General features: G+C 62.9%; 15 protein-coding genes. 1 reads left to right on the top strand and 14 read right to left on the bottom strand.

Annotated elements, in window-relative coordinates; all coding sequences use genetic code 11:
• Positions 1-83: 83 nt before the first annotated feature.
• From GQ59_RS23940 to GQ59_RS23895, 10 genes are read right to left on the bottom strand one after another with little or no spacing between them, the layout of a single operon-like run.
• On the bottom strand, positions 84-599 hold the full coding sequence (locus GQ59_RS23940) for a ferritin-like domain-containing protein (protein ID WP_037086026.1): 516 nt from the start codon (positions 597-599) through the stop codon (positions 84-86).
• Positions 600-627: 28 nt separating this feature from the next.
• Positions 628-3,300 carry an aconitate hydratase AcnA gene (gene acnA, locus GQ59_RS23935; RefSeq protein WP_084683278.1) on the bottom strand — a complete coding sequence of 891 codons (2,673 nt, stop codon included), beginning with the start codon at positions 3,298-3,300 and terminating at the stop codon, positions 628-630.
• 30 nt (positions 3,301-3,330) lie between these two features.
• Positions 3,331-4,665 (bottom strand): omega-aminotransferase AptA, encoded by a 1,335-nt coding sequence (aptA, locus tag GQ59_RS23930; protein ID WP_244448044.1) that lies wholly within the window; start codon positions 4,663-4,665, stop codon positions 3,331-3,333.
• A gap of 42 nt (positions 4,666-4,707) precedes the next feature.
• Positions 4,708-6,147 carry a M20 family metallopeptidase gene (locus tag GQ59_RS23925; RefSeq protein ID WP_037086021.1) on the bottom strand — a complete coding sequence of 480 codons (1,440 nt, stop codon included), beginning with the start codon at positions 6,145-6,147 and terminating at the stop codon, positions 4,708-4,710.
• An 18-nt stretch (positions 6,148-6,165) separates the two neighbouring features.
• The gene (gene rocD, locus GQ59_RS23920; protein WP_037086018.1) at positions 6,166-7,371 is read right to left on the bottom strand and encodes an ornithine--oxo-acid transaminase; all 1,206 of its coding nucleotides are present in this window, start codon (positions 7,369-7,371) and stop codon (positions 6,166-6,168) included.
• Between the two features lie 51 nt (positions 7,372-7,422).
• On the bottom strand, positions 7,423-9,030 hold the full coding sequence (locus tag GQ59_RS23915) for an ABC transporter ATP-binding protein (RefSeq protein ID WP_037086015.1): 1,608 nt from the start codon (positions 9,028-9,030) through the stop codon (positions 7,423-7,425).
• A complete protein-coding gene (locus GQ59_RS23910; RefSeq protein WP_084683276.1) occupies positions 9,030-9,845 on the bottom strand; it encodes an ABC transporter permease in 816 nt (271 codons plus the stop codon). Before GQ59_RS23910 ends, GQ59_RS23915 begins: the two co-directional genes overlap by 1 nt.
• Positions 9,842-10,795: an ABC transporter permease gene (locus GQ59_RS23905; RefSeq protein ID WP_037086011.1), complete on the bottom strand. Its 954-nt coding sequence runs from the start codon at positions 10,793-10,795 to the stop codon at positions 9,842-9,844. Before GQ59_RS23905 ends, GQ59_RS23910 begins: the two co-directional genes overlap by 4 nt.
• 3 nt (positions 10,796-10,798) lie before the next feature.
• Positions 10,799-12,370: an ABC transporter substrate-binding protein gene (locus GQ59_RS23900; RefSeq protein WP_201772435.1), complete on the bottom strand. Its 1,572-nt coding sequence runs from the start codon at positions 12,368-12,370 to the stop codon at positions 10,799-10,801.
• A 37-nt stretch (positions 12,371-12,407) separates the two neighbouring features.
• Positions 12,408-13,568, bottom strand: a complete 1,161-nt coding sequence (locus tag GQ59_RS23895) for a C45 family autoproteolytic acyltransferase/hydrolase (RefSeq protein WP_037086009.1) — start codon at positions 13,566-13,568, stop codon at positions 12,408-12,410.
• Positions 13,569-13,672: 104 nt separating this feature from the next.
• Here GQ59_RS23895 and GQ59_RS23890 point away from each other — a divergent pair, with 104 nt between their 5' ends.
• Positions 13,673-14,548, top strand: a complete 876-nt coding sequence (locus GQ59_RS23890; protein WP_051904181.1) for a GntR family transcriptional regulator — start codon at positions 13,673-13,675, stop codon at positions 14,546-14,548.
• 66 nt (positions 14,549-14,614) lie between these two features.
• Here the strand turns inward: GQ59_RS23890 and GQ59_RS23885 are convergent, their stop codons facing one another.
• The 4 genes from GQ59_RS23885 to GQ59_RS23870 are packed head-to-tail and all read right to left on the bottom strand — an operon-like array spanning position 14,615 to position 19,665.
• Positions 14,615-15,490 carry an aldose epimerase family protein gene (locus tag GQ59_RS23885; protein WP_037086007.1) on the bottom strand — a complete coding sequence of 292 codons (876 nt, stop codon included), beginning with the start codon at positions 15,488-15,490 and terminating at the stop codon, positions 14,615-14,617.
• Entirely contained in the window at positions 15,477-16,664 is a 1,188-nt protein-coding gene (locus tag GQ59_RS23880; RefSeq protein WP_037086004.1) for a galactarate dehydratase, read from the bottom strand. Before GQ59_RS23880 ends, GQ59_RS23885 begins: the two co-directional genes overlap by 14 nt.
• A gap of 11 nt (positions 16,665-16,675) precedes the next feature.
• The gene (locus tag GQ59_RS23875) at positions 16,676-17,908 is read right to left on the bottom strand and encodes a mandelate racemase/muconate lactonizing enzyme family protein (protein ID WP_037086002.1); all 1,233 of its coding nucleotides are present in this window, start codon (positions 17,906-17,908) and stop codon (positions 16,676-16,678) included.
• Positions 17,905-19,665 (bottom strand): ABC transporter ATP-binding protein, encoded by a 1,761-nt coding sequence (locus GQ59_RS23870; RefSeq protein ID WP_037086000.1) that lies wholly within the window; start codon positions 19,663-19,665, stop codon positions 17,905-17,907. Before GQ59_RS23870 ends, GQ59_RS23875 begins: the two co-directional genes overlap by 4 nt.
• Between the last annotated feature and the right edge of the window lie 6 nt (positions 19,666-19,671).

Genomic DNA, 19,671 nt, shown 5'->3' with positions numbered 1-19,671 from the left:
ACTTCATGAATACTGGCAGTCATGCCGCAATCTGGATCCTGCGGGCTTGCCCGCAGGATCCATTGGTCAACGAACGGTCTTGGTCAGATTTTTGCGCGTTCGCCCGCTTCCTTGAGCGAGGCGAACTTCATCGTCACGCTCTCCAGATTGTCGTCCAGCCATTTGGCCATGGCGATCTCTTCCTCGAGATTGCTTTTCAGCGCCGGCGCCAGTCCCGGAAAGCCGCCATGTTCGGCGATGGTGATAAGCGACTTGTAGGCGGCGATCTCGTAATTCTCGAAAGCGAAGTTGGCCAGCGAGTTCTTGATGATTTCGTCGCCGGCAATGCTGTGTCCCATCGCCGCCAGGCTGCCGGTGAGGGACAATGCCATGTCCTTCAAGCTCGAATGATCTTCTGCAAGGCTCTTGAGAACGTCCTCGATCCTGGCGATCTGACCCTCCGTCTCACGGATATGCTGCTCGAGCCGCGCCGCCACGTCCGGATAGTTTTCGATCCGCGAGACCTGCGGCTTCATGATCGACAGCGCCTGGTTTTCCATGGCGTGCGCGTTTCTGAGCCCGGTCACGAAGATGGAGCGGGTTTCGGATGTATCTGCCATCGCATTTCCTCTTTGGTTGTGGGACCAACTAACTGAGACAAGGGGCGATGGTTCCAGGACGCTCAGGCCCGGAGAGTATCCGGGGTCCTCCGGCACCGGGTGCAGACTTGGCAAGGTAACGCCTGAGGATGAGCGGAAGGATGCCACCGGCGCGCAACAGTTCGACCTCGGCATTTGTTTCGATTGCAGCTGACGCATTGAATGTCCTGGAAGAGCCGTCGGTTCGCGTGACGGATACCGACACATCGCAGCGCGGAGAAATCATGTCCGGTTCAGCCTGGACGGTCAGGACATCGCCGGGGCGGAGTTCGAGCGTCTCCGGCGCCTGATCATGCGCAAGGCGCAGAGGAAGGATGCCCATGCCGATCAGGTTCCAGCGGTGAATGCGCTCGAAACTGGAGGCCAGAACCGCCCGCACGCCGAGGAGCGCCGCACCCTTGGCCGCCCAGTCGCGCGACGAGCCCATTCCGTATCGCGCGCCGGCGACAATGACGACGGACCCGCCTTCGGCCTTGTAGCGCTGCGCCGCATCCCACAACGGCAGGGATTCCCCCGATCCGGCATGGATCGTGAAGCCTGGCGCGATATCCGGCACCAGAAGGTTGCGCACCGCCTTGTTGGTGAAGAGGCCGCGGATCATGACCTCCCAGTTTCCGCGCCGCGAGGAAAAGACGTTGAGATCGCCGGGGTTTTCGCCCCGCTTAATAAGATGTCGCCCGACCTCTGACCGTGCCGGGATCGCACCGGCCGGCGAAATATGGTCGGTCGTCATATCGTCGCCGAGAACAAGGATCGGATGGGCCTCGTAGGTGCCAAGCCGGGTTCCTTCGCCGAAGCTCGCAAACGGCGGGCGCCTTATATAGGTGGAGGTTTCATCCCACGGGAACAGGATGCTCGACGGGGCGGCAAGGTCTTTCCAGGCCGGGCTCGCCTCCGCCGCCTCGTAGGCCGGAGCGAAGTCGCCGACACTCGAAGCCTTTGCGAAAAGTCGGTCGATTTCCGCGGCGCTGGGCCAGAGCATCGCGAGCGTCACGGGCGTGCCATCGGCGCAAACGCCGATCGGATCGTGGAGGATGTCGATCTCGACGGTTCCGGCGAGCGCGAAAGCTACGACCATCGGCGGCGAGGCGAGGAACCCGGCTTCCAACTGCGCATGAACTCGCCCCGGGAAGTTCCGGTTGCCGGACAAGACAGCGACGGCGAGTATATTGCGTTCAGCCATCGCGTCTGCGACGGCCTGTGTCAGAGGACCGGAATTGCCGATACAGGTCGTGCAGCCGTAACCGACGATGCCGAAGCCGACCGCTTCCAGGTCCTCGAGCAGGCCGGCGCGGACGAGGTAGCGCTCGGCGGTTGGCGATCCCGGAGCAAGCGAGGTCTTGACCCAATGCGGTGGCCGCAGGCCATAGGCGCGAGCCTTGCGGGCAAGAAGACCGGCGGCCACGAGAAGCCGCGGGTCGGAGGTGTTCGTGCAGCTGGTGATCGAAGCGATCGCCACCGCTCCGTCGTTTGGTTTACCTTCAACGGCAAGATTTTCCCCGGTCCCCTTTATTTTGCGGACGGCGGCGCGCGTTTCGCCGACGGCGATCCTGTCCTGCGGGCGGCGGGGGCCTGCAAGGCTGGCTTCAACGCGGCCGAGATTCAACTCGAGCGTCGAACTGTAGCGGGGATTGGCCTCGGGATCGAACCAGATGCCGGCGCGTTTCGCGTAACATTCCACAAGCCGCACGTGCGTGTTGCTGCGGCCGGTTTGCAAGAGATAGTCGATCGATCGGCGATCGACCGGGAAATAGCCGCTATTGGCACCGAACTCGGGCGCCATATTGGCCACGACCGCGCGGTCGCCGGCGGACAGATTGGTGACGCCAGGCCCGTAGAATTCGACGAACTTGTCCTGGAGGTCGACCTGACGCAGCAGATGCGTCACCACGAGCGCGAGGTCGGTGGCCAGAACCCCTTCCTTCAGCTTTCCGGTCAGGCGAACGCCGACGACGTCGGGCACACGCAGCGTGACCGGCATGCCGAACAGGACGCTCTCCGCTTCAAGGCCACCCACACCCCATGCCAGAACGCCGATCCCGTTGATCATCGGCGTGTGGCTGTCGGTTCCGATCAAGGTGTCCGGGATGGCCCAAAGCCCGCCATCCCGTTGGTGCGCCGACACGACGGTCGCCAGGCGTTCGAGATTGAGCGTGTGCATGATGCCGGTGCCCGGCGGGTGAACGCGGAAACCGGTGAGCGTATTCGTCGCCCATTTCATGAAGCTGTAGCGCTCGGCATTGCGCTCATATTCCCGCTTCATATTGTGTTCTGTGGCGCCGGTTGTCCCAAAAGCATCGACCGCCAGCGAGTGATCGGTGGAAACGTCGACCGCGACGACGGGATTGAGCAGCGCCGGATCACCTCCGGCTTCCGCCAGTGCGGAACGCATGCCGGCGATATCGACCAGCGCCGGGCCGCACGTCGTGTCATGCATCAGGACGCGGTTCGGCAGGAACGGGATTTCGACGTCGCTCCGGCCCGTCTTCAGCCATGCGGCGATGGCGGCCTTGGCCCGTGATGCATCGTCGCCGGACGTCCTTAGAACGTTCTCCAGCAATATCCTATGGATATACGGCATGCGTGCGAGATCGCCGCCTGCCTCGGCCGGCAGGTCGATCAGATCATAGCTCAGGCCGTCGCTCTCGATTTTCGCCCGCATACCGGTCAGCACTGCCACCCGCCGTCGCCGCTACAACGTCTTCAGGCCGGCGGCGATGGCCGAAAACAGCATATCGATTTCCGTCTCCGAAATGACGAGGGGAGGAGAAAGAACGATGGTGTTCGCCACCGGCCGTATCATCACGCCGCGCTCGAAGCAGAATTCGTAGACCTTTTTCGCCATGACCTTGCCGCTGGCGACATCTTCGCCGAGTTCGATGCCGGCCAGCAGTCCGAGATTGCGGATATCCACCACGCCAGGCAGGCCCTTGAGCGAATGGGCCTGCTCCTGCCAGACCGGCTCGATCGTCGCTGCCTGCTCGAACACACCTTCGTTGAGATAGCCGTTCAGCGTCGCCAGTCCCGCCGCGCAAGCCAACGGATGACCGGAATAGGTATATCCATGCGAGAACTCCACGGCACCTTGCGGGGCGATTTCCATCAACGTCTCGTAGATTTTGTTGGAACTGATGACGCCGCCCATCGGCACCGCACCATTCGTCATGCCCTTGGCGACGGCGATGAGGTCGGGAGTAACGCCGAAACGGTCGGCGGCGAACGGCCGGCCGAGGCGGCCGAAGCCGGTGACCACTTCGTCGAAGACCAGCAGAATGCCATGGCGCGTGCAGATTTTCCTCAGCCGTTCCAGGTAGCCAGCCGGCGGGATCAGCACGCCCGTCGAGGCGGCAATCGGCTCGACGATTACCGCCGCGACCGTCGATGGATCGAAGGTCTGCAACATCTGTTCGAGCGCGTCGGCGATCTCCGCGCCGTGGTCCGGCTGGCCGCGGCTGAAGGCATTGCGGGCGGGATCATGCGTATGGGGCATGTGGGCCGCACCCGGAAGAAGCATGCCGAACTGCTTCTTGTGCGGTCCCATTCCTGCCGCTGAAAGCCCTCCGAAACCGACGCCGTGATAACCGCGCTGGCGACCGACGATGCGCTGCCGCTGTCCTTCTCCGCGCGCATGGTGATAGGCGAGGGCAAGCTTGAGCGCCGTGTCGGTGGCTTCCGACCCGGAATTGGTGAAGAAGACGTGATCCAGTCCTTCGGGCGCGATGGCAGTCAGCCGGCTGGCATATTCGAAGGCGAGAGGATGGCCGAGCCCGAACGAGGAGGCGAAATCAAGCTGTGCGGCCTGTTTCTGGATCGCATCGACGATTTTTGGATGCCCATGCCCAGCGTTCACGCACCAGAGGCCGGCGATCCCGTCCAGAAGGCGGTGGCCGTCGCTCATCTGGTAATACATGCCCGACGCGCCGGTGATGATCTGCGGCTTCTTCTTGAAGTCCCGGTTGACCGTGAAAGGCATCCAGTAGGATTCGAGCGAATTGGCGTTGAGCTGCTGCATGTGCATTGCTTTCATTCTTCGATCAGATGAAGTCGGTCTTCTTGAGGATCTGCGCGGTCACTGCGCCGCGTCCAGTCCGTCGACGGAGAGTGGTATCGGCGGCATGACGTCATCCGGGATGGGATTGACGAAGGGATTGCCATCAAGCCGGCCCCGAAGATCCGCCTTGGCCGCTTCGACGAGCGCCGGATTGCGGATGAGTTCGATGGCGGTGCCCGCCATGACCTTTGCGGCATGCGCCATGCCCTTGTGGGCGGCGGGCAACTTGCCCTGGGCGACGAGCTGCCAGGAATGGCCGGGCGTGCCGATCGCGTATGTCGCCCCGCGCATCTGCACGGTCGGCACCACCCAGCTCACGCTGCCGACATCGGTCGATCCGACCATCGATCCATCGCCTGCATAGAGCGGAACGATGAGATCGCAGAGCGGTTCGTCCTTCTTCGGTCTGAGATGGAAGCGGGCGTATGACGAGGCGATATCCTCCGGCGTGAAGGTTGCCTGGAACTTCCGGGCGGTCGCCTTGTCGGCTTCGTCGAATACTGGGGCACCCAGGCGCTCGAGCTGCGCATGCATGCATTCCTCCAGCGGCTCGTTGCCCATCAGGTTGGCATCGCCGGATATGATTTCCTGTCTCATGGTCGTTTCGGTCATCCAGGCGGCGCCTTCGGCTACGCGCTTTACCCGGGCGACGAGCAAAAGAAGCTCGGGAAGCGTTCTCGCCCGCACGAGATAACGAACGGTGGCATTGGCCTGGACCACGTTCGGGGCCGAACCGCCCGCATCGGTAATCGCGTAATGAATACGGGCGGTCGTCGGCATGTGTTCGCGCAGAAAGTTCACGCCGACATTCATCAACTCCACCGCATCGAGTGCGCTGCGCCCGAGATGGGGCGTCGCCGCCGCATGCGAGGCGCGGCCGGAGAAATGGAAGTTCATCTCGCTGCAGGCAAGCGAGATCGGGTTGTTGACGCCGCTGAAGGCCGCGGGGTGCCACGAAATGGCGATGTCGACATCGTCGAAGACGCCGGCACGCACCATGAAGCCTTTGGAAGACCCGCCTTCCTCCGCCGGGCAGCCGTAATAGCGGACGCGCCCCTTCAATCCGTGGGCAGCGAGATAGTCCTTCACCGCGGCGGCGGCCAGCATCGAGCCGGCTCCGAGAAGGTTGTGACCGCAGCCATGGCCGTGGCCGCCGGCAACGACTGGCCGCTGTTCGGCGACGCCCGCTTCCTGGCTGAGGCCCGGGAGCGCGTCATATTCCCCGAGAATGGCGATGACCGGACCAGCCTCGCCGGCCTCTCCCATGACGGCGGTCGGAATGCCGGCAATGTTGCGCTCGATCCTGAAGCCCTCGGCCTCGAGAAGCCGCAAATGTTCGGCTGAGGAACGGAACTCCTCGTAATTGATCTCCGGCGTGCCCCAGACGCGGTCGCTGAGATCAAAAAAGGCAGCGCTTTTTTCGTCGACGATTGTCCAGATGGATTGGGAATTCTGCATCGCGTCCTCGTTTCCTGATCAGTGCAGGCCGCTTAGAACCGGCGTCAGCCGTTCCAGCGCCCAGTCTATCTGCCCGCGCTCGATCACCAGCGGAGGTGCAAGACGAATGGTGTGATCATGCGTCTCCTTGGCGAGGATGCCCGACTGGCGGAGTAGCTCGCAGTAACGGCGGGCACCGCCGGCCTGCGGATGCAGTTCCACGGCGAGCATCAGCCCGCGCCCGCGCACGTCCCGAATGAAGTCGCTGCGAATGTCCTTCAGCCCCCGAAGGAAATAATCGCCCTGCTCGGCGGCATTCTCGATCATGCCTTCTTCGGTCAGCGCCTTCAGCGCCGCCCGTGCGACGGCACAGGCGAGCGGGTTGCCGCCGAAGGTCGAGCCGTGCTGCCCGGGTTTCAGCGTGCCCAGCACCTCGTTGTTGGAAAGCACGGCGGAGACGGGATAGAAACCGCCCGACAATGCCTTGCCAACCAGTGTCACGTCCGCCTCGATCGCCTCATGTTCTTCCGCAAGCAGCTTGCCGGTGCGTCCGAGACCGGTCTGGATTTCGTCCAGGATCAGCATGAGATTGTTTGCCGTGCAGAGTTCGCGGACCTTTGCGAAATAGCCCGCCGGTGGGATCAGCACGCCCGCCTCGCCCTGGATCGGCTCAACCAGGAAGGCGACCGTGTTTTCGTTGATCGCCGCCTCGAATGCCTCGACATCGCCGAACGGCACAACCCGGAAACCGGGCAGAAAGGGACCGAAATTCTTGCGTGCCGTCTCGTCGGTGCTGAAGCTGATGATGCCGAGCGTCCGGCCGTGGAAATTGTTGGAGCAGACGATGATTTCCGCCTGTTCCTCGGGGATGTTCTTGACCTCGTAACCCCACTTGCGCACAGATTTGACGGCGGTTTCGACGGCTTCGGCGCCGCTGTTCATCGGAAGCACCCTGTGCGATTTCGTCAGAGCCGCGAGCTCCCCGTAAAACAGCGCGAGCTGGTCGTTGCGGAAGGCCCGGGAGGTCAGCGTCAGCTTGCCTGCCTGCTCCACCATCGCGGCCAGGATCTTGGGGTGGCAATGTCCCTGGTTGACGGCGGAATAGGCGGACAGGCAGTCGAGATAGCGATTTCCGTCCGTATCCCAGACATAGACGCCGGCGCCTCGCGTCAGAACCACGTCGAGCGGCTTGTAGTTGTTTGCGCCGAGCCGGCCTTCGATCGCGATGAATTCTTCCGTCAACATCGTGGATTTCTCCTGCCCCAGAGAAGCGTTACTCATCGAATTTTGGCCTCGTTACGCCGCGACGCCGAGGGTCGGCGTCGCCTCGAGCAGGGCCTGCGTATAGGGGTGTTGCGGGTGGTCCAGGATTTGGCCGACGCTGCCTTCCTCGACGACCAGGCCCTGCTGCATGACGACGATCCGGTCGGCGACGCGGGAGACAGCGCCGAGATCGTGCGAGATGAAAAGGCAGGCGAAGCCGTGGTTTTCCTGCAGTTTGCGGAAGAGATCGAGTACCTGCTTCTGGATCGTCATGTCGAGCGCCGAGACAGGCTCGTCTGCGACGACGAAGGCGGGATTGCGGATGACCGCACGCGCGATCGCCACGCGCTGCCTCTGCCCTCCGGACAGGGCATGCGGATAACGATCGCCAAGTCCGGCAAGGCCGACTTCGTTGAGGATGTCACTCACCCGTTCGGCCTTTTCCGGGCCGCTGAGTTTCGGGCCATGGACCAGCGGCTCGCCGACGATTTCCGCAATCTTCTGCCGCGGGTCGAGGGACGAATAGGGATCCTGGAAGACGAGCTGGCACTGCAGACGATAATCACGGGCAGCGGCCCGGTCGGCGGATGCCATCGGGCGCCCGCGAAACAGGATGTCTCCGCCCGACAACGGCAGCAGGCCCAGCATTGCCCGTCCGAGCGTGGTCTTGCCGGAACCGGAACCGCCCACAACGGCCACGACTTCGCCGGGGCGCACGCCAAGCGAAACACCCCTCACCGCAAGCTTCTTTTCCGCCGTGCTGAACATATTGCCGGCGCCCGAGAAGGTCACCTCGACACCGCGGGCCTCGATGAGCGGCTCCGCTTGGGCGGGTGGCGCACGGCCGTGGTCGCGTTTCGGCAGGGCGTCGATCAGCGTGCGCGTATATTGCTCCTTCGGCCGATGCAGAACCTCCTCGACCGGACCTGACTCTATCAGTCTGCCCCGCTCCAGAACGAAGACCTTCTTCGCGTATTGGGCGACAAGACCGAGATTGTGGGTGATCAACAGAACCGAGGTGCCGAAGGTGCGCGTCAGATCGACCATGACCTCCATGACCTCGCGCTGGGTCAGGGTATCGAGCGCCGTCGTCGGTTCGTCGGCGATCAGCAGCTTCGGCCGAAGCAGCATGACCGAGGCGAGCATGATGCGCTGGCGCATGCCGCCCGAGAACTGATGCGGGAACGCGGCGAGGCAGGCTTCGGGGTTCGGGATTTTCACTCGTTCCAGCATCTCGGATGCACGCGCGCGCGCCGCCTCGACGCTCAGCTTCTCATGCAGCCGCAGCCCCTCGACCAGCTGTGCGCCGATCGTCATCGCCGGATTGAGCGATACCATCGGCTCCTGGAAGACCATGCCGATCTCGGCGCCGCGAACTTTGCGGATCTCGCCGCCTGTCATCTTCAGGACGTCATTGCCTTCGAACAGGATCCTTCCGGACACCGGCGTGATTGCCTTGGGGAGCAGCCGCATGGCTGCGCGTGCGGCGACTGTCTTGCCGCTGCCGCTTTCGCCGACCAGCGCGACGATGCTGCCCGCCTCGACATCGAACGACACGTCATGGAGGATCGGGTGCCCGTTCGAGGTCGTAACGCGGAGATCGCGAACGTCGAGCAATGGCCGGGAAGTCTCTGGGTTCATCACCGTTGCTCCATTCTCGGGTCGAAGCGGTCCCGCAGCGCATCTCCGAGCAAATTGATGCCGAGCAGCGTCATCGAGATGCAGATGCCGGGGGCGAGCCCGAGCCACGGGGCCTTTTCGATATAGGTCCGCGCCGCAGACAGCATGTTGCCCCAGGTCGGCGCCGGCGGAGGCACGCCGAGGCCGAGGAAGCTCAGGCCGCTTTCCGCCAGCACCACCCAGCCGAACATCGAGGTGGCGAGCACCACGATCGGCGCGGTGCAATTGGGCAGGACATGGCGAAACATGGTGGCGAATTCGGAATTGCCGATGACGCGCGACGCTTCGACATATTCCCGCTCTCTGGCCGACAGTACGCTTGCCCGCACAACACGCAGCACGGAGGGGGAGTAGGCAATCCCGAGCGCCAGGATGATGCCGTATTTGTTGGGGCCGGAAATCACCATCAGGCCGAGCGCCAGCAGGGTGCCGGGAAAGGCGAGGAGCGCGTCGCTGAAGACCATCAGGATCCGGTCTACCAGCCCTCGCGTGTAGCCTGCGATCAGGCCGGTGATCGTGCCGACCGTGATCGCGAAAGCGACCGTCAGGACGGCGACCGTCATGCTCTGCACCGCCCCGGTCATCAGGCGGGAGACGACATCGCGGCCGAATTCGTCGGTGCCGAGCCAGAATTGCGCCGATGGCGGTTTCAGCTTGGCAACGAGCTTGATTGCCGCCGGCTCGTAGGGCGTCCAGAACAGAGCCAGGAGGGCCATGCCACCGATGAAGATCAAAAGGGCCGAGCCGATGAGGAGGTTTGCGGGCTGCCTGATCATGAGGCGGTGACCCGCGGATCGAACAGCGGATAACACAGATCGACGATCAGATTGACGATCACGTAGATCAAGGCCGTGAACAACAGACATCCCTGTACCACCGGATAGTCGCGAGCGAAGATCGCATCGACGAGAAGGCGCCCGAGGCCGGGCAAGGTGAAGACGGTTTCCAGGACCGCGATGCCACCGAGGAGCCCGCCGAGGACCAGCCCGATCATCGTCCAGGTCGGAGCGAAGGCATTGGGCAGCACGTGGCGAAGCAGAACCTTGCGTTCCGAAAGACCTTTGGCGCGGGCGTGCATGACATATTCCAGCCGCAGGATTTCGATGGCGCTGGCGCGCATCATGCGGGTGAGCACGCCGACCTCGATCAGCATCAACGTCACGACCGGCAGGATGATGTAGGTGATGGCGGTCCAAGGCTTTTCGGTGAACGGCACATAACCGACGACCGGCAGCCATCCGAGCTTCAATCCAAAGACCAGCAGAAGGACGAGACCGAGCCAGAAGCTGGGAACCGACATCAGCAGCGTCGAGGCGGCGACGATGGCGACATCCACATGCTCGTTCTGCCGCCATGCCGCCACAAGGCCCGCCGGAACCGCGATCAGCGTCGCGAGCGCTACGGCGACCAGTACGATTGTGGCGCTGACCTGGAAGCGGTCGAGCATCAGGGGCAGGACGGGCGCGCCGTTGGAGATGGAGTGACCGAGATCGCCCCGCAGGACATTGCCGAGCCAATAAAGAAACTGCACCGCCACCGGCCGATCAAGACCGAGATTGGCGCGCAGACCGGCAAGCTCGTCCGGGCTGGCGCTATCGCCGAGGATCAACTGGGCCGGGTCGCCGGGGATCATCCGCACCAGGAAGAACACCATGACGGCCACGATCAGGAGTGTCGGAAGCGTCCATAACAGACGCTTCGCGACATATTTCGAAAGGGCGTGCATCGGCTATTTCCCTTGTGCGAAGGAAACGCCCCACATGCGTGGATAACCGACCGGCCATGTCTTGTATCCTTCCACATTGGCGCGAACGGCGCCAATGCGGGTGCCGGAATAGAGCGGGATCAACGGGACGTCGGCGCGGATCATGCCTTCCAGCTTGTCGAACAGCACCTGCCGCTCCTTGGCGTCGCCGATCGTTGTGCTCGCGGCGATCAGCTTCAGGCCTTCCGGATTGTCCCATACCTTGTTCGGGCTCTTGTCCTTGCTGCCGCTGACCATGTCGTAGGAGAGCGAGGGATCGAGGCGCGCGGAATAGGTGAACGACATGGCGGAGTAGTTGCCGGCCGTGTAACGGTCGAGCAGCGTCGCCCAGTCGAGCGTCTCGATCTCGATATTGATGCCGGCTTCCTGCGCCATCGCCTGGACGAGAACCGCGGCATCGAAGAGCGAGGGATAAAACTTCGTCGCCAGCCATTTGATCGGCTGGCCCTTGTAACCTGCATCCGCCAGCAGCTTCTTCGCCTCGTCGAGATCGCGGCCGGGGATTTCCTTCTGCAGCTTGCCGGAATAGGGGCTCGGGACCGGAATGACCGAGAGGTTCGCCGGCGACTGGCCGTTCGTCAAGGCTTCCGAGATCTGCGCGATATCGAGGCAAAGCAGTAGCGCCCTGCGGATACGGACGTCCTTCAGCAGCGGGTCGCGGGTCTGAAAAAGAAGACCGGTCAGGCCCATGCTGGCGACCTTGTCCACCTTCAGCTTGTCGCTGCCGGAGAGTTCCTCGACATCGGCGTTGTTGACGTCGCTCAGCACGTCGATGTCTCCGGAATAGAGAGCGGCCTTCGCCGCAGCATCGTCCGGAATAACCATGAAGCGCACGCCTGCGATCTTCGGCGACTTGTCGCCGACATAGCCGGTCCGCTCGCCGCCGGGCGAGGCGTAGTTGGGATTGGCGGCGAGCTGCACATACTGGCCGCTGCGCCATTCCTGCAGCATGAAGGGACCGGTGCCGACAGGCTTCACCCACTTGCCCTGCGCATCGAGCGAGCTTTTGTGGTAGATGCCGGTGCCGCCGCAATCGGTGCGGGCGATGGTGGCGAGGAAGAGGGCGGTCGGCTTTTCCAGCGTGAAGACGACGGTTGCGGCATCCGGCGCCGCCACGTTGGTGACATTGGCAACGCCGGACCCAGTCACGTCCTTCAGGCACCGCCAGGCGGTCTTGGGATCAACGTAGCGCTGCCAGGAAGCCAGAACATCGGCGGAGGTCAGCGGTTCGCCATTGCTGAACTTCAGCCCGTCACGCAGCTTGAACGTATAGGTCTTGCCATCGGGGGAAACGTCGACCGACTTTGCCAATAGCGGCGCGATCGAGGCGTCGTCCTTGTACCCGACGAGGCCTTCGACCATGTGCAGGACGATGGCGTCGCTATTGGCATCGCGGTTGACGCCGGGATCGGTCGAGCGGATGTCCGCATTGATGCGCACCCGCATCGTCTTGTCCTGCCCCATGGCCGTGCTCGCGGCAGTCGTGGCCAGCAGCGCGACCGCCGCCGTCGTCTTCAACAGACTTTGCATTTTCATTGGAGGCTCCCGTATTTGTTCCCTTATTGATTTTTGGTTAGGCCGCGTTCGTTTGAGCCTTGCGGGGCTCTTCGACGGGCCTGATCCTCATATCGAGGCTGTAATTCCAGAAATGCGCCCCAAGCGCCGGCAGCAATGCGACCTCCATGCGGCCTTCGCCTGGCACCATGACAATCATGGCGACCGTTGCGGACTGATTGTTGGACAGCGACTTGCGCGGTGGGCGGCAGACCGACCAGGGACTTTCGAACGTATCGGAAAGCGCGGTCTTGACGGTGTCCACCGTGACCTTGCCGACATGCGGTTCGATCAGCTGGCGGACGCGCAGGTCACGGTAGAGCGAGTCCGGCATGTTGACGACGCCCCTGTCGAGCAGCTTTGACAGCGCAACCTGGCTCTGGAAATGGTTGGCATGCACCAGCACGCCGTTTTCCGGGTGAACCAGAAAAGTTTCGTCGGGCGCACATTCAAAATCGATTGCGACGCCATGGGCGTGGCCGATCATCATGTTGTTCGACGCCGACTTGCGGGTTCCGTAAACCGCCTGCATCGACATCGCCAGATGGTCCTGTTCCAGAACCTTGCGGCGGATGATGGCGAGCGGCACGCCGAGTTCCCTGTAGTCCCGGTCGGTTTCGAGGTAGTTGCCGCTGATCGAGATGCCGGCGGAGTTGAAGCCCGTACGCGCAAGGCCGCCGGCTTCGGTGAAGGTGATGATATCGGGCCCGTCGCTGCGCTTGATCTTGAGCACGATCGCCGTTTCGGCGCATTCAGCCTTCCAGTCCCAATTCTGGGCGTGGATGAAGACGTTGTCACGCGTGGCGGAGGGCATGACGAAAACGCCGGTGCAGCCATCCGACTGGATGAAGTCCGCCTGGCCCTTTTCCCGGCGGCGCGCCAGCTTCAGGATTTCGGTGCGTGCATTGAGCAGCAGGATTGCAGCCAGATCGGTGTTCACGGCCCTGGCGATGCCGCGCATCTCCTCGATATACTGTTGGCCGTATTCTTCGATCGCGCTGGCGAAACGGTCGATCATCGCCGCCAGGTCGCTGTCTTTCAGGCCGGAGGAATGCAGCTGGTGCTTGTAGTGCCCGATGCCCTTGAGGATACGCTCCGCGGCCTGTTCCCCATATTGTTGGCCGCGCTCGAATGGCGTACCAGAAATCTCGATGAGCGGGCAGGGAAGAGGCAAGGTCATGATGACGTGTTCCAGATGCTGTATGGCGGCAGGCAGAACGGTTGCCTTCGCCTAAAAAGTATTTCATATAACAAAAACCAAAAATTTGGGAAAGGCAAGCCTAAATGTCGGACGCGTCCACGCCTCTTCAGCAGGACCTGATGCGTCGCATCATCGACGTCATCCATGAGGACAATCTTCAGCCAGGGGCCAGGCTGCGCCAGAACCAGTTGGCGGACCGGCTGCGCGTCTCCCGCACGCCGGTTCGAATGGCGCTCGAATTGCTGGAATCGCAGGGCTTCGTGCGGCACGAGCAGAACAGGGGGATGACGCTTTCGGCAATTCCTCCCCGGGTAGAGACACTGGAGGCGCCGCCCGCCGATGAAGAACTTCTCGTCGCGATCGCCAAGCTGCGGCGGGAGGGCGAATTGCCGGAGCAGTTCGCGGAACTGGAACTGATGCGGTTGACGGGGCAGGAGCGGACGCCGGTCCGTCAGGCCCTGATCAAGCTGGAAGGCCTCGGCGTGATTCAGCGCCGAAAAGGGTATGGGTGGCAGTTTTTCGACCCGGTTCGCGACGTGCGCGCTCGCGAAGAAAGCTACGATTTTCGGCTGCTTATCGAATGCGCAGCCATCCTGTCGCCGGATTTTTCGCTTTCCGCTGATTGGATCAAGTCGATGCGATCACGGCACGAGGCAATGCTGAGTGCGGCCTGGACCGACGCGTCCAGCGTCACCCTGTTCGAAATGAACGCGGAATTCCACCTCGGCATCAGCGCAGCGTCTGGAAACCGCTATATCGAGGAGGCCATGAACCGCCAGAACCAGCTTCGCCGTCTGTCCAACTACAACTGGCAGCATGGCGCAGATCGCGTGGCCGTTACCTGCCGGGAGCATCTGGAAATACTCGAGCGACTCGAGGCGGGCGACAACGAAGTCGCGGCGGCCCTCATGCGCAAGCATCTGACCGGCGCCCGCGGAACTTCAAAGGCGAAAAATTGAATTTTGTAAGATAAAAACCTCTGACTGCTAGGCCGCTCCGTGGTGCCCCGGTCGCGCACCGCTCTTTCAAAGGGCCCTGAAAGAAAAGGTCAAGCTTGCCGAGCGCTGTTCCCCCGCGCGCAGCACGAAAAGCCCTGAATCACTGCCAGGAGGAAAGCCGAAGGCGCCGGCAACGTGTGATACGGGTTCGAGGCAGACATAGTCCGCGGTGCGATGAGCCACGAGGTGTTTCAGTTCCGGCCCGGTGGTCAAGGAGGCCTCGATGCCTCCGTTGGTGATAACCGTGGCGCGCTGCCAGTCCGAAAGAAAAAGGGTATGGGCCTCGTTCGGCAGGATTTTCGCACTCCGGGCTTCAGATCGGGTTCCGTCTGGAACGCCAGCGTCACCCGGCGGCCAAATCTTTCTGGCATCGCAGGATGCCGGCCTGCCGAGATTTGCAGCAAAATACGGATGCCAGCCAAATCCGCCGGGCATGGAGGCCCGTCCTGTATTGGTCATTGAAAGCTCGATATCGAGCCGGTCGTCGCCGAGCACGAAGCGCTGTACGGCGCGGAAGTCGAAGGGCCAGTCCGGATCGGCGCGGTAGTCGAGCACCAGTTCAATCCGATCGGTGCCGAGCGAGGCCGCCTGCCAGGCGCGGCGATGGGCAGGGCCATGCTGGGCATCGGTCCGAAGCGCCGGGTGCGGCAGAACTTCATGACGCTTGCCGTCATGCGTGAAGGCGGCCCCGAGGAGCTTGTTGTGATAGGGAAACAGCGGATAGGCGCCGGCCTTCGGCCAGTTCAGCGGCTCGAACTCCCGACTGGCGGTGGGCACGAGGATATCGCCCAGCCGGTCATGGACGAGATGGGTCATGCGGCCGCCGTTCTCGGGCAGGAAACGGGCCTCAAGCGGCCCGCTTCGAATGCCTGGCCAATCCTTCGTAATCTCAGGCGAAGGCATAGGATCCGTCCGGTCGCTTCGGCACGCGACGCTGCCAATGGACGTAGCCGTCTTCCTGCATCGCCTTTTCGTCCATCTCGACGCCCCAGCCGGGACGGTCCGGGCGAAGCTCGAGATAGCCGTCCTTCGGCAGATAGGGGTCGGCGACATAACGTGCCGACGCTTCCCGCGTCTCGACTTCGGTCCCGCCATAGACATAGGCCTGGCCCGTCGGCAGGCGGTATTCGAGGATCTTGAAGTTCTGCTGGGCGGCCGAGAAATGCACGTTGACCGCCGTTGCCAGAGGTCCCATCGGGTTGTGCGGGGCCACGCCGACATAAAAGGCCTCGGCAAGCGTCGCGATGCGGCGCATTTCCGAAAGCCCGCCGACGACGCAGATGTCCGGCTGGATCAGATCCGCACCCTTTACCTGCAGCAGCCGCAGGAACTCGTAGCGACTGTAGAGGCTTTCCCCCGTCGCCAGCGTGCATTCGAGCCCCTGCTTGAGTTCGCCCCATGCCTCGATGTTTTCCGGCCGCAGCGGTTCTTCGTAGAACAGCGGGTCGTAAGGTGCGAGTGCGTTGCCGAGCTGCCGGGCGGCGGCAGGCTCGTAGATCTTGGCATGCGCGTCGAAGGCGATCTCGTAGTCGTCGCGGACCGTCTCACGGAGTTGGCGGAAATAGTCGGCCGACGCCTTCACCACATTGCCCCAGCGGTTCGTATGCATATCGATCCGCCAGGGGCTGAGCTTGAACGCGGTGAACCCCCAGCCTTCGTTCAGCCGGTCGAATTCGTCGCGCGCCGCCGGTGCATCCGGCGCGGTGTAGACGCCAGCATAAACCTTGATCTTGTCGCGCACCTCGCCGCCGAGCAGCTTGTAGACGGGCAAGCCCGCAGCTTTCGCGGCCAGGTCCCAGAGGCAATGGTCGAGGCCGGCGATCGCCGCAAGTCCCATGGCGCCGGGAGGAAACCGGCTCTGCTGGATCATCAGATTGACGAGGTAGTCCACCCGCGTCGGGTCCTGCCCGGCAACGAAACCGTAGAGATAGTCCAGCAGCGGCGGCAGGGCCTTGTCCGGCCCGTGATTGTAGCATTCGCCCCAGCCGGTCAGGCCGTCGTCGGTATCGAGCGCGACGATGACCCGCGGGCGGTCCTTGTCACGGGTCATGAAAACCCGCATCCGGTCGATCTTCATCTTCTGTGTCCTTACTTGCCGAAATATTGCCGACGCGACACACGCGTCTGCACATAGAGATGTTCGCCCCAGGTGCCCGGCGCATAGGCGCCGCTATCCGGCTGAACCTGTACGGAAAGATTGCCCTGGCTCGGGTAGCGGGCAACGAATTCCTCGTCGATATCGCAGCCCAGTCCCGGCGCGTCCGGCACCACGATCAAGCCGTTTTCCTGGACCGGATGCGGCACGATCACGCTCTTGCGTCCCTCCCAGTCGTCGTCGAGGCGTTCCAGGATCAACGCATTCGGGATCGCGGCCATCAAATGCAGAGCGGCATATTCGGCGACCGGCCCGAGCGAGCCGGAATGCGGCGCGAACTGGATGTGGTGCGCCTCCGCCATGGCAGCAATCTTCTTCATCTGGGTAATGCCGCCGGCACGCCCGGTATCCGGCTGGATGATGTCGACCAGTTCCTTCTCGATCAGCTCGCGCTCACCGAAAATCGTGGCGCTCCGTTCGCCGGCGGCAAGCGGCACATGCGCTGCATCGCGGATGCGGCGATAGCCATCCACGTTCTCCGGCGCGATCGGGTCTTCCACCCACATCAGTTCATAAGGCTCGAGCTTGCGCACCAGCCGGCAGGCATCGGCGGGCGTCATCCATGGCGCACCGTGAAGGTCGATGGCGATATCCATCTCGTCGCCGACCGCTTCGCGCAACGCGGCGACCTTTCGGACTGGATCGGAAACGCCGCCGCATTTGATCGCCTTGATGCCACGGCTCTTCACGGCAAGCGCCTGTTCCACGGTATTGGCATGCGAATAGATCGGAATATGGTCGCGAACCTTGCCGCCGAGCAGGTTCCAGACTGGGACGCCGAGCGCCTTGCCCTTGATGTCCCAGAGCGCCATGTCGACGCCGGTCATCGCACCGCCGCCGACCGTGCCGAGCATGCCATGGCCCATCATGGCGATCATCATCTTCTGCCACAGCTTTTCGATATGCGTCGGATCCTCGCCGATCAGGAGCGGCGCGAGGTCCTTGATCGCCGTCTCGATGACGCGCGGCCAGCCGGAGCATTCGCCGATGCCGGTAATCCCCTCGTCGGTATCGATCTTCAGGAACAGCCAGTTGCGGGTGCCGCCGAAATAACCGCGTTCCGACGATCCCTGACCGGAAGAAGCAGGTGCGTCGTCGGACGCCCATTTCGAACGGTGCGGCTGGCCCACATGCATGAGAAAGGTGCGGATTCCCGTGATCTTCATCGCGCAGAACTTCTATTCTTGACGTTGCTGGGATCGATGTGGGGGCTGGGTTCGATGTACCGGAACCGCTTCGAGCGATCGCGGTCGCGGGGATCCGGCCGGGGAATGGCCGAAATCAATGCCTGCGTGTAGGGGTGATCGGGGTTGTTGCAGACCTTGTCCGCTTCGCCGACTTCGACAAGCCGGCCACGATACATGACGCCGACCCGGTCGCACATGTAGCGAATGACACCGATATCGTGACTGATGAAGATGTAGGCGAGCTTGAGCTCGTCCTGCAGCCGCATCAGGAGATCCAGCACCTGGAAGCGCACCGAGACGTCGAGCGCCGAGGTCGCCTCGTCCGCCACGATGATGCGCGGATTGAGCGTGATGGCGCGCGCGATGCCGATGCGCTGGCGCTGGCCGCCGGAAAAGGCGTGCGGGTAGCGTTCCCGCCCTGCCGGATCGAGGCCGACCTGATCCATCAGGTGGCAGACCCGCTCGTCGAGTTCCTTGCCCTTCGACAGGCCATTGACCAGCAGCGGCTCGCCGATCACCTGCGCGACCGTCATGCGCGGGTTGAGCGAACCGAACGGGTCCTGGAAGACCATGCGCAGCTCGCGACGCGCGGCCTTCAGTTCGCGCCCCTCAAGCCTGGCGAGATCGACCACCCTGCCATCGGCGCGGCGGTAGTGCATCTCGCCGGATGCCGGATCGTAGAGCCGCATGATCGAGCGGCCCAGGGTCGTTTTGCCGGAACCGCTTTCGCCCACGATGCCGAGCGTCTCGCCGGGCAGGAGAGCGATCGAGACGTCGTTCAGCGCCTTCATCTCCCCGAAATGCATGGAGAGGTTGCGGATGTCGAGGATCGGTTCGGCGGTCGTGTCGAGCGGCGGCCGGGCGAGGCGGATCTCCGCCTTCTGCTCCAGCTTCAGCACGGAGCCGATAAGCATCTTCGTATAGGGATCCTTCGGCGTATGGAAAATCTGGTCGACCGGCCCGTATTCCTTGATGACGCCGTGATGCATGACCAGCACGTCGTCGGCAATCTGTGCCACCACGCCCATGTCGTGGGTGATGAACAGAACCGCCATTCCGGTCGTCTGCTGCAGGCGCTTGATCAAGTCCAGGATTTCCGCCTGGGTCGTCACGTCGAGCGCGGTGGTCGGCTCGTCGGCGATCAGCAGCTGCGGCTTGCACGCAAGCGCCATGGCGATCATGGCGCGCTGGCGCATGCCGCCGGAATACTGGAAGGCGTAGCGGTCGAGCGCCTGTTCCGGGTTCGGGATTTCCACCTGCCGGAGCAGTTCGGCAGCTTCCTTGCGGGCCTGCGCCTTGTTCATGTTCAAATGCAGCCGCAGCACTTCGGTAATCTGGTCGCCGACGGTGTGCACCGGCGAAAGCGACGACATCGGCTCCTGGAAGATCATCGCGATGTCGCGGCCGCGGACCGCGCGGATCGCCTTGCTGCGCGGATCGAGCCTCGCCAGGTCGACCGAGGTGCCGTCCTGGCGGTTGAGGATGATCGAACCGGAGGCGATGCGGCCGGGCGAGTCGATGATCTGCAAGATCGAGCGGGCGGTGACGGATTTGCCGGAACCGCTTTCGCCGACCACGCACAGGGTCTTGCCGGGTTCGATCGAAAACGAGATGTCGTTGACCGCCTTGAAGATGCCGGTGCGGAGCGGAAACTCCGTCACCAGGTTCTTCACGTCGAGCAGCGTCTTGCCCGCTGCCATCGAAGGACGGGGCGTGATGGATAGGATATCGGTCATCCGCGC

This window comes from Neorhizobium vignae (assembly GCF_000732195.1).
GTDB lineage: Bacteria > Pseudomonadota > Alphaproteobacteria > Rhizobiales > Rhizobiaceae > Neorhizobium > Neorhizobium vignae.
Note: the sequence above shows the minus strand (reverse complement) of the source record. Positions and strands in the feature narration are given on the sequence as shown.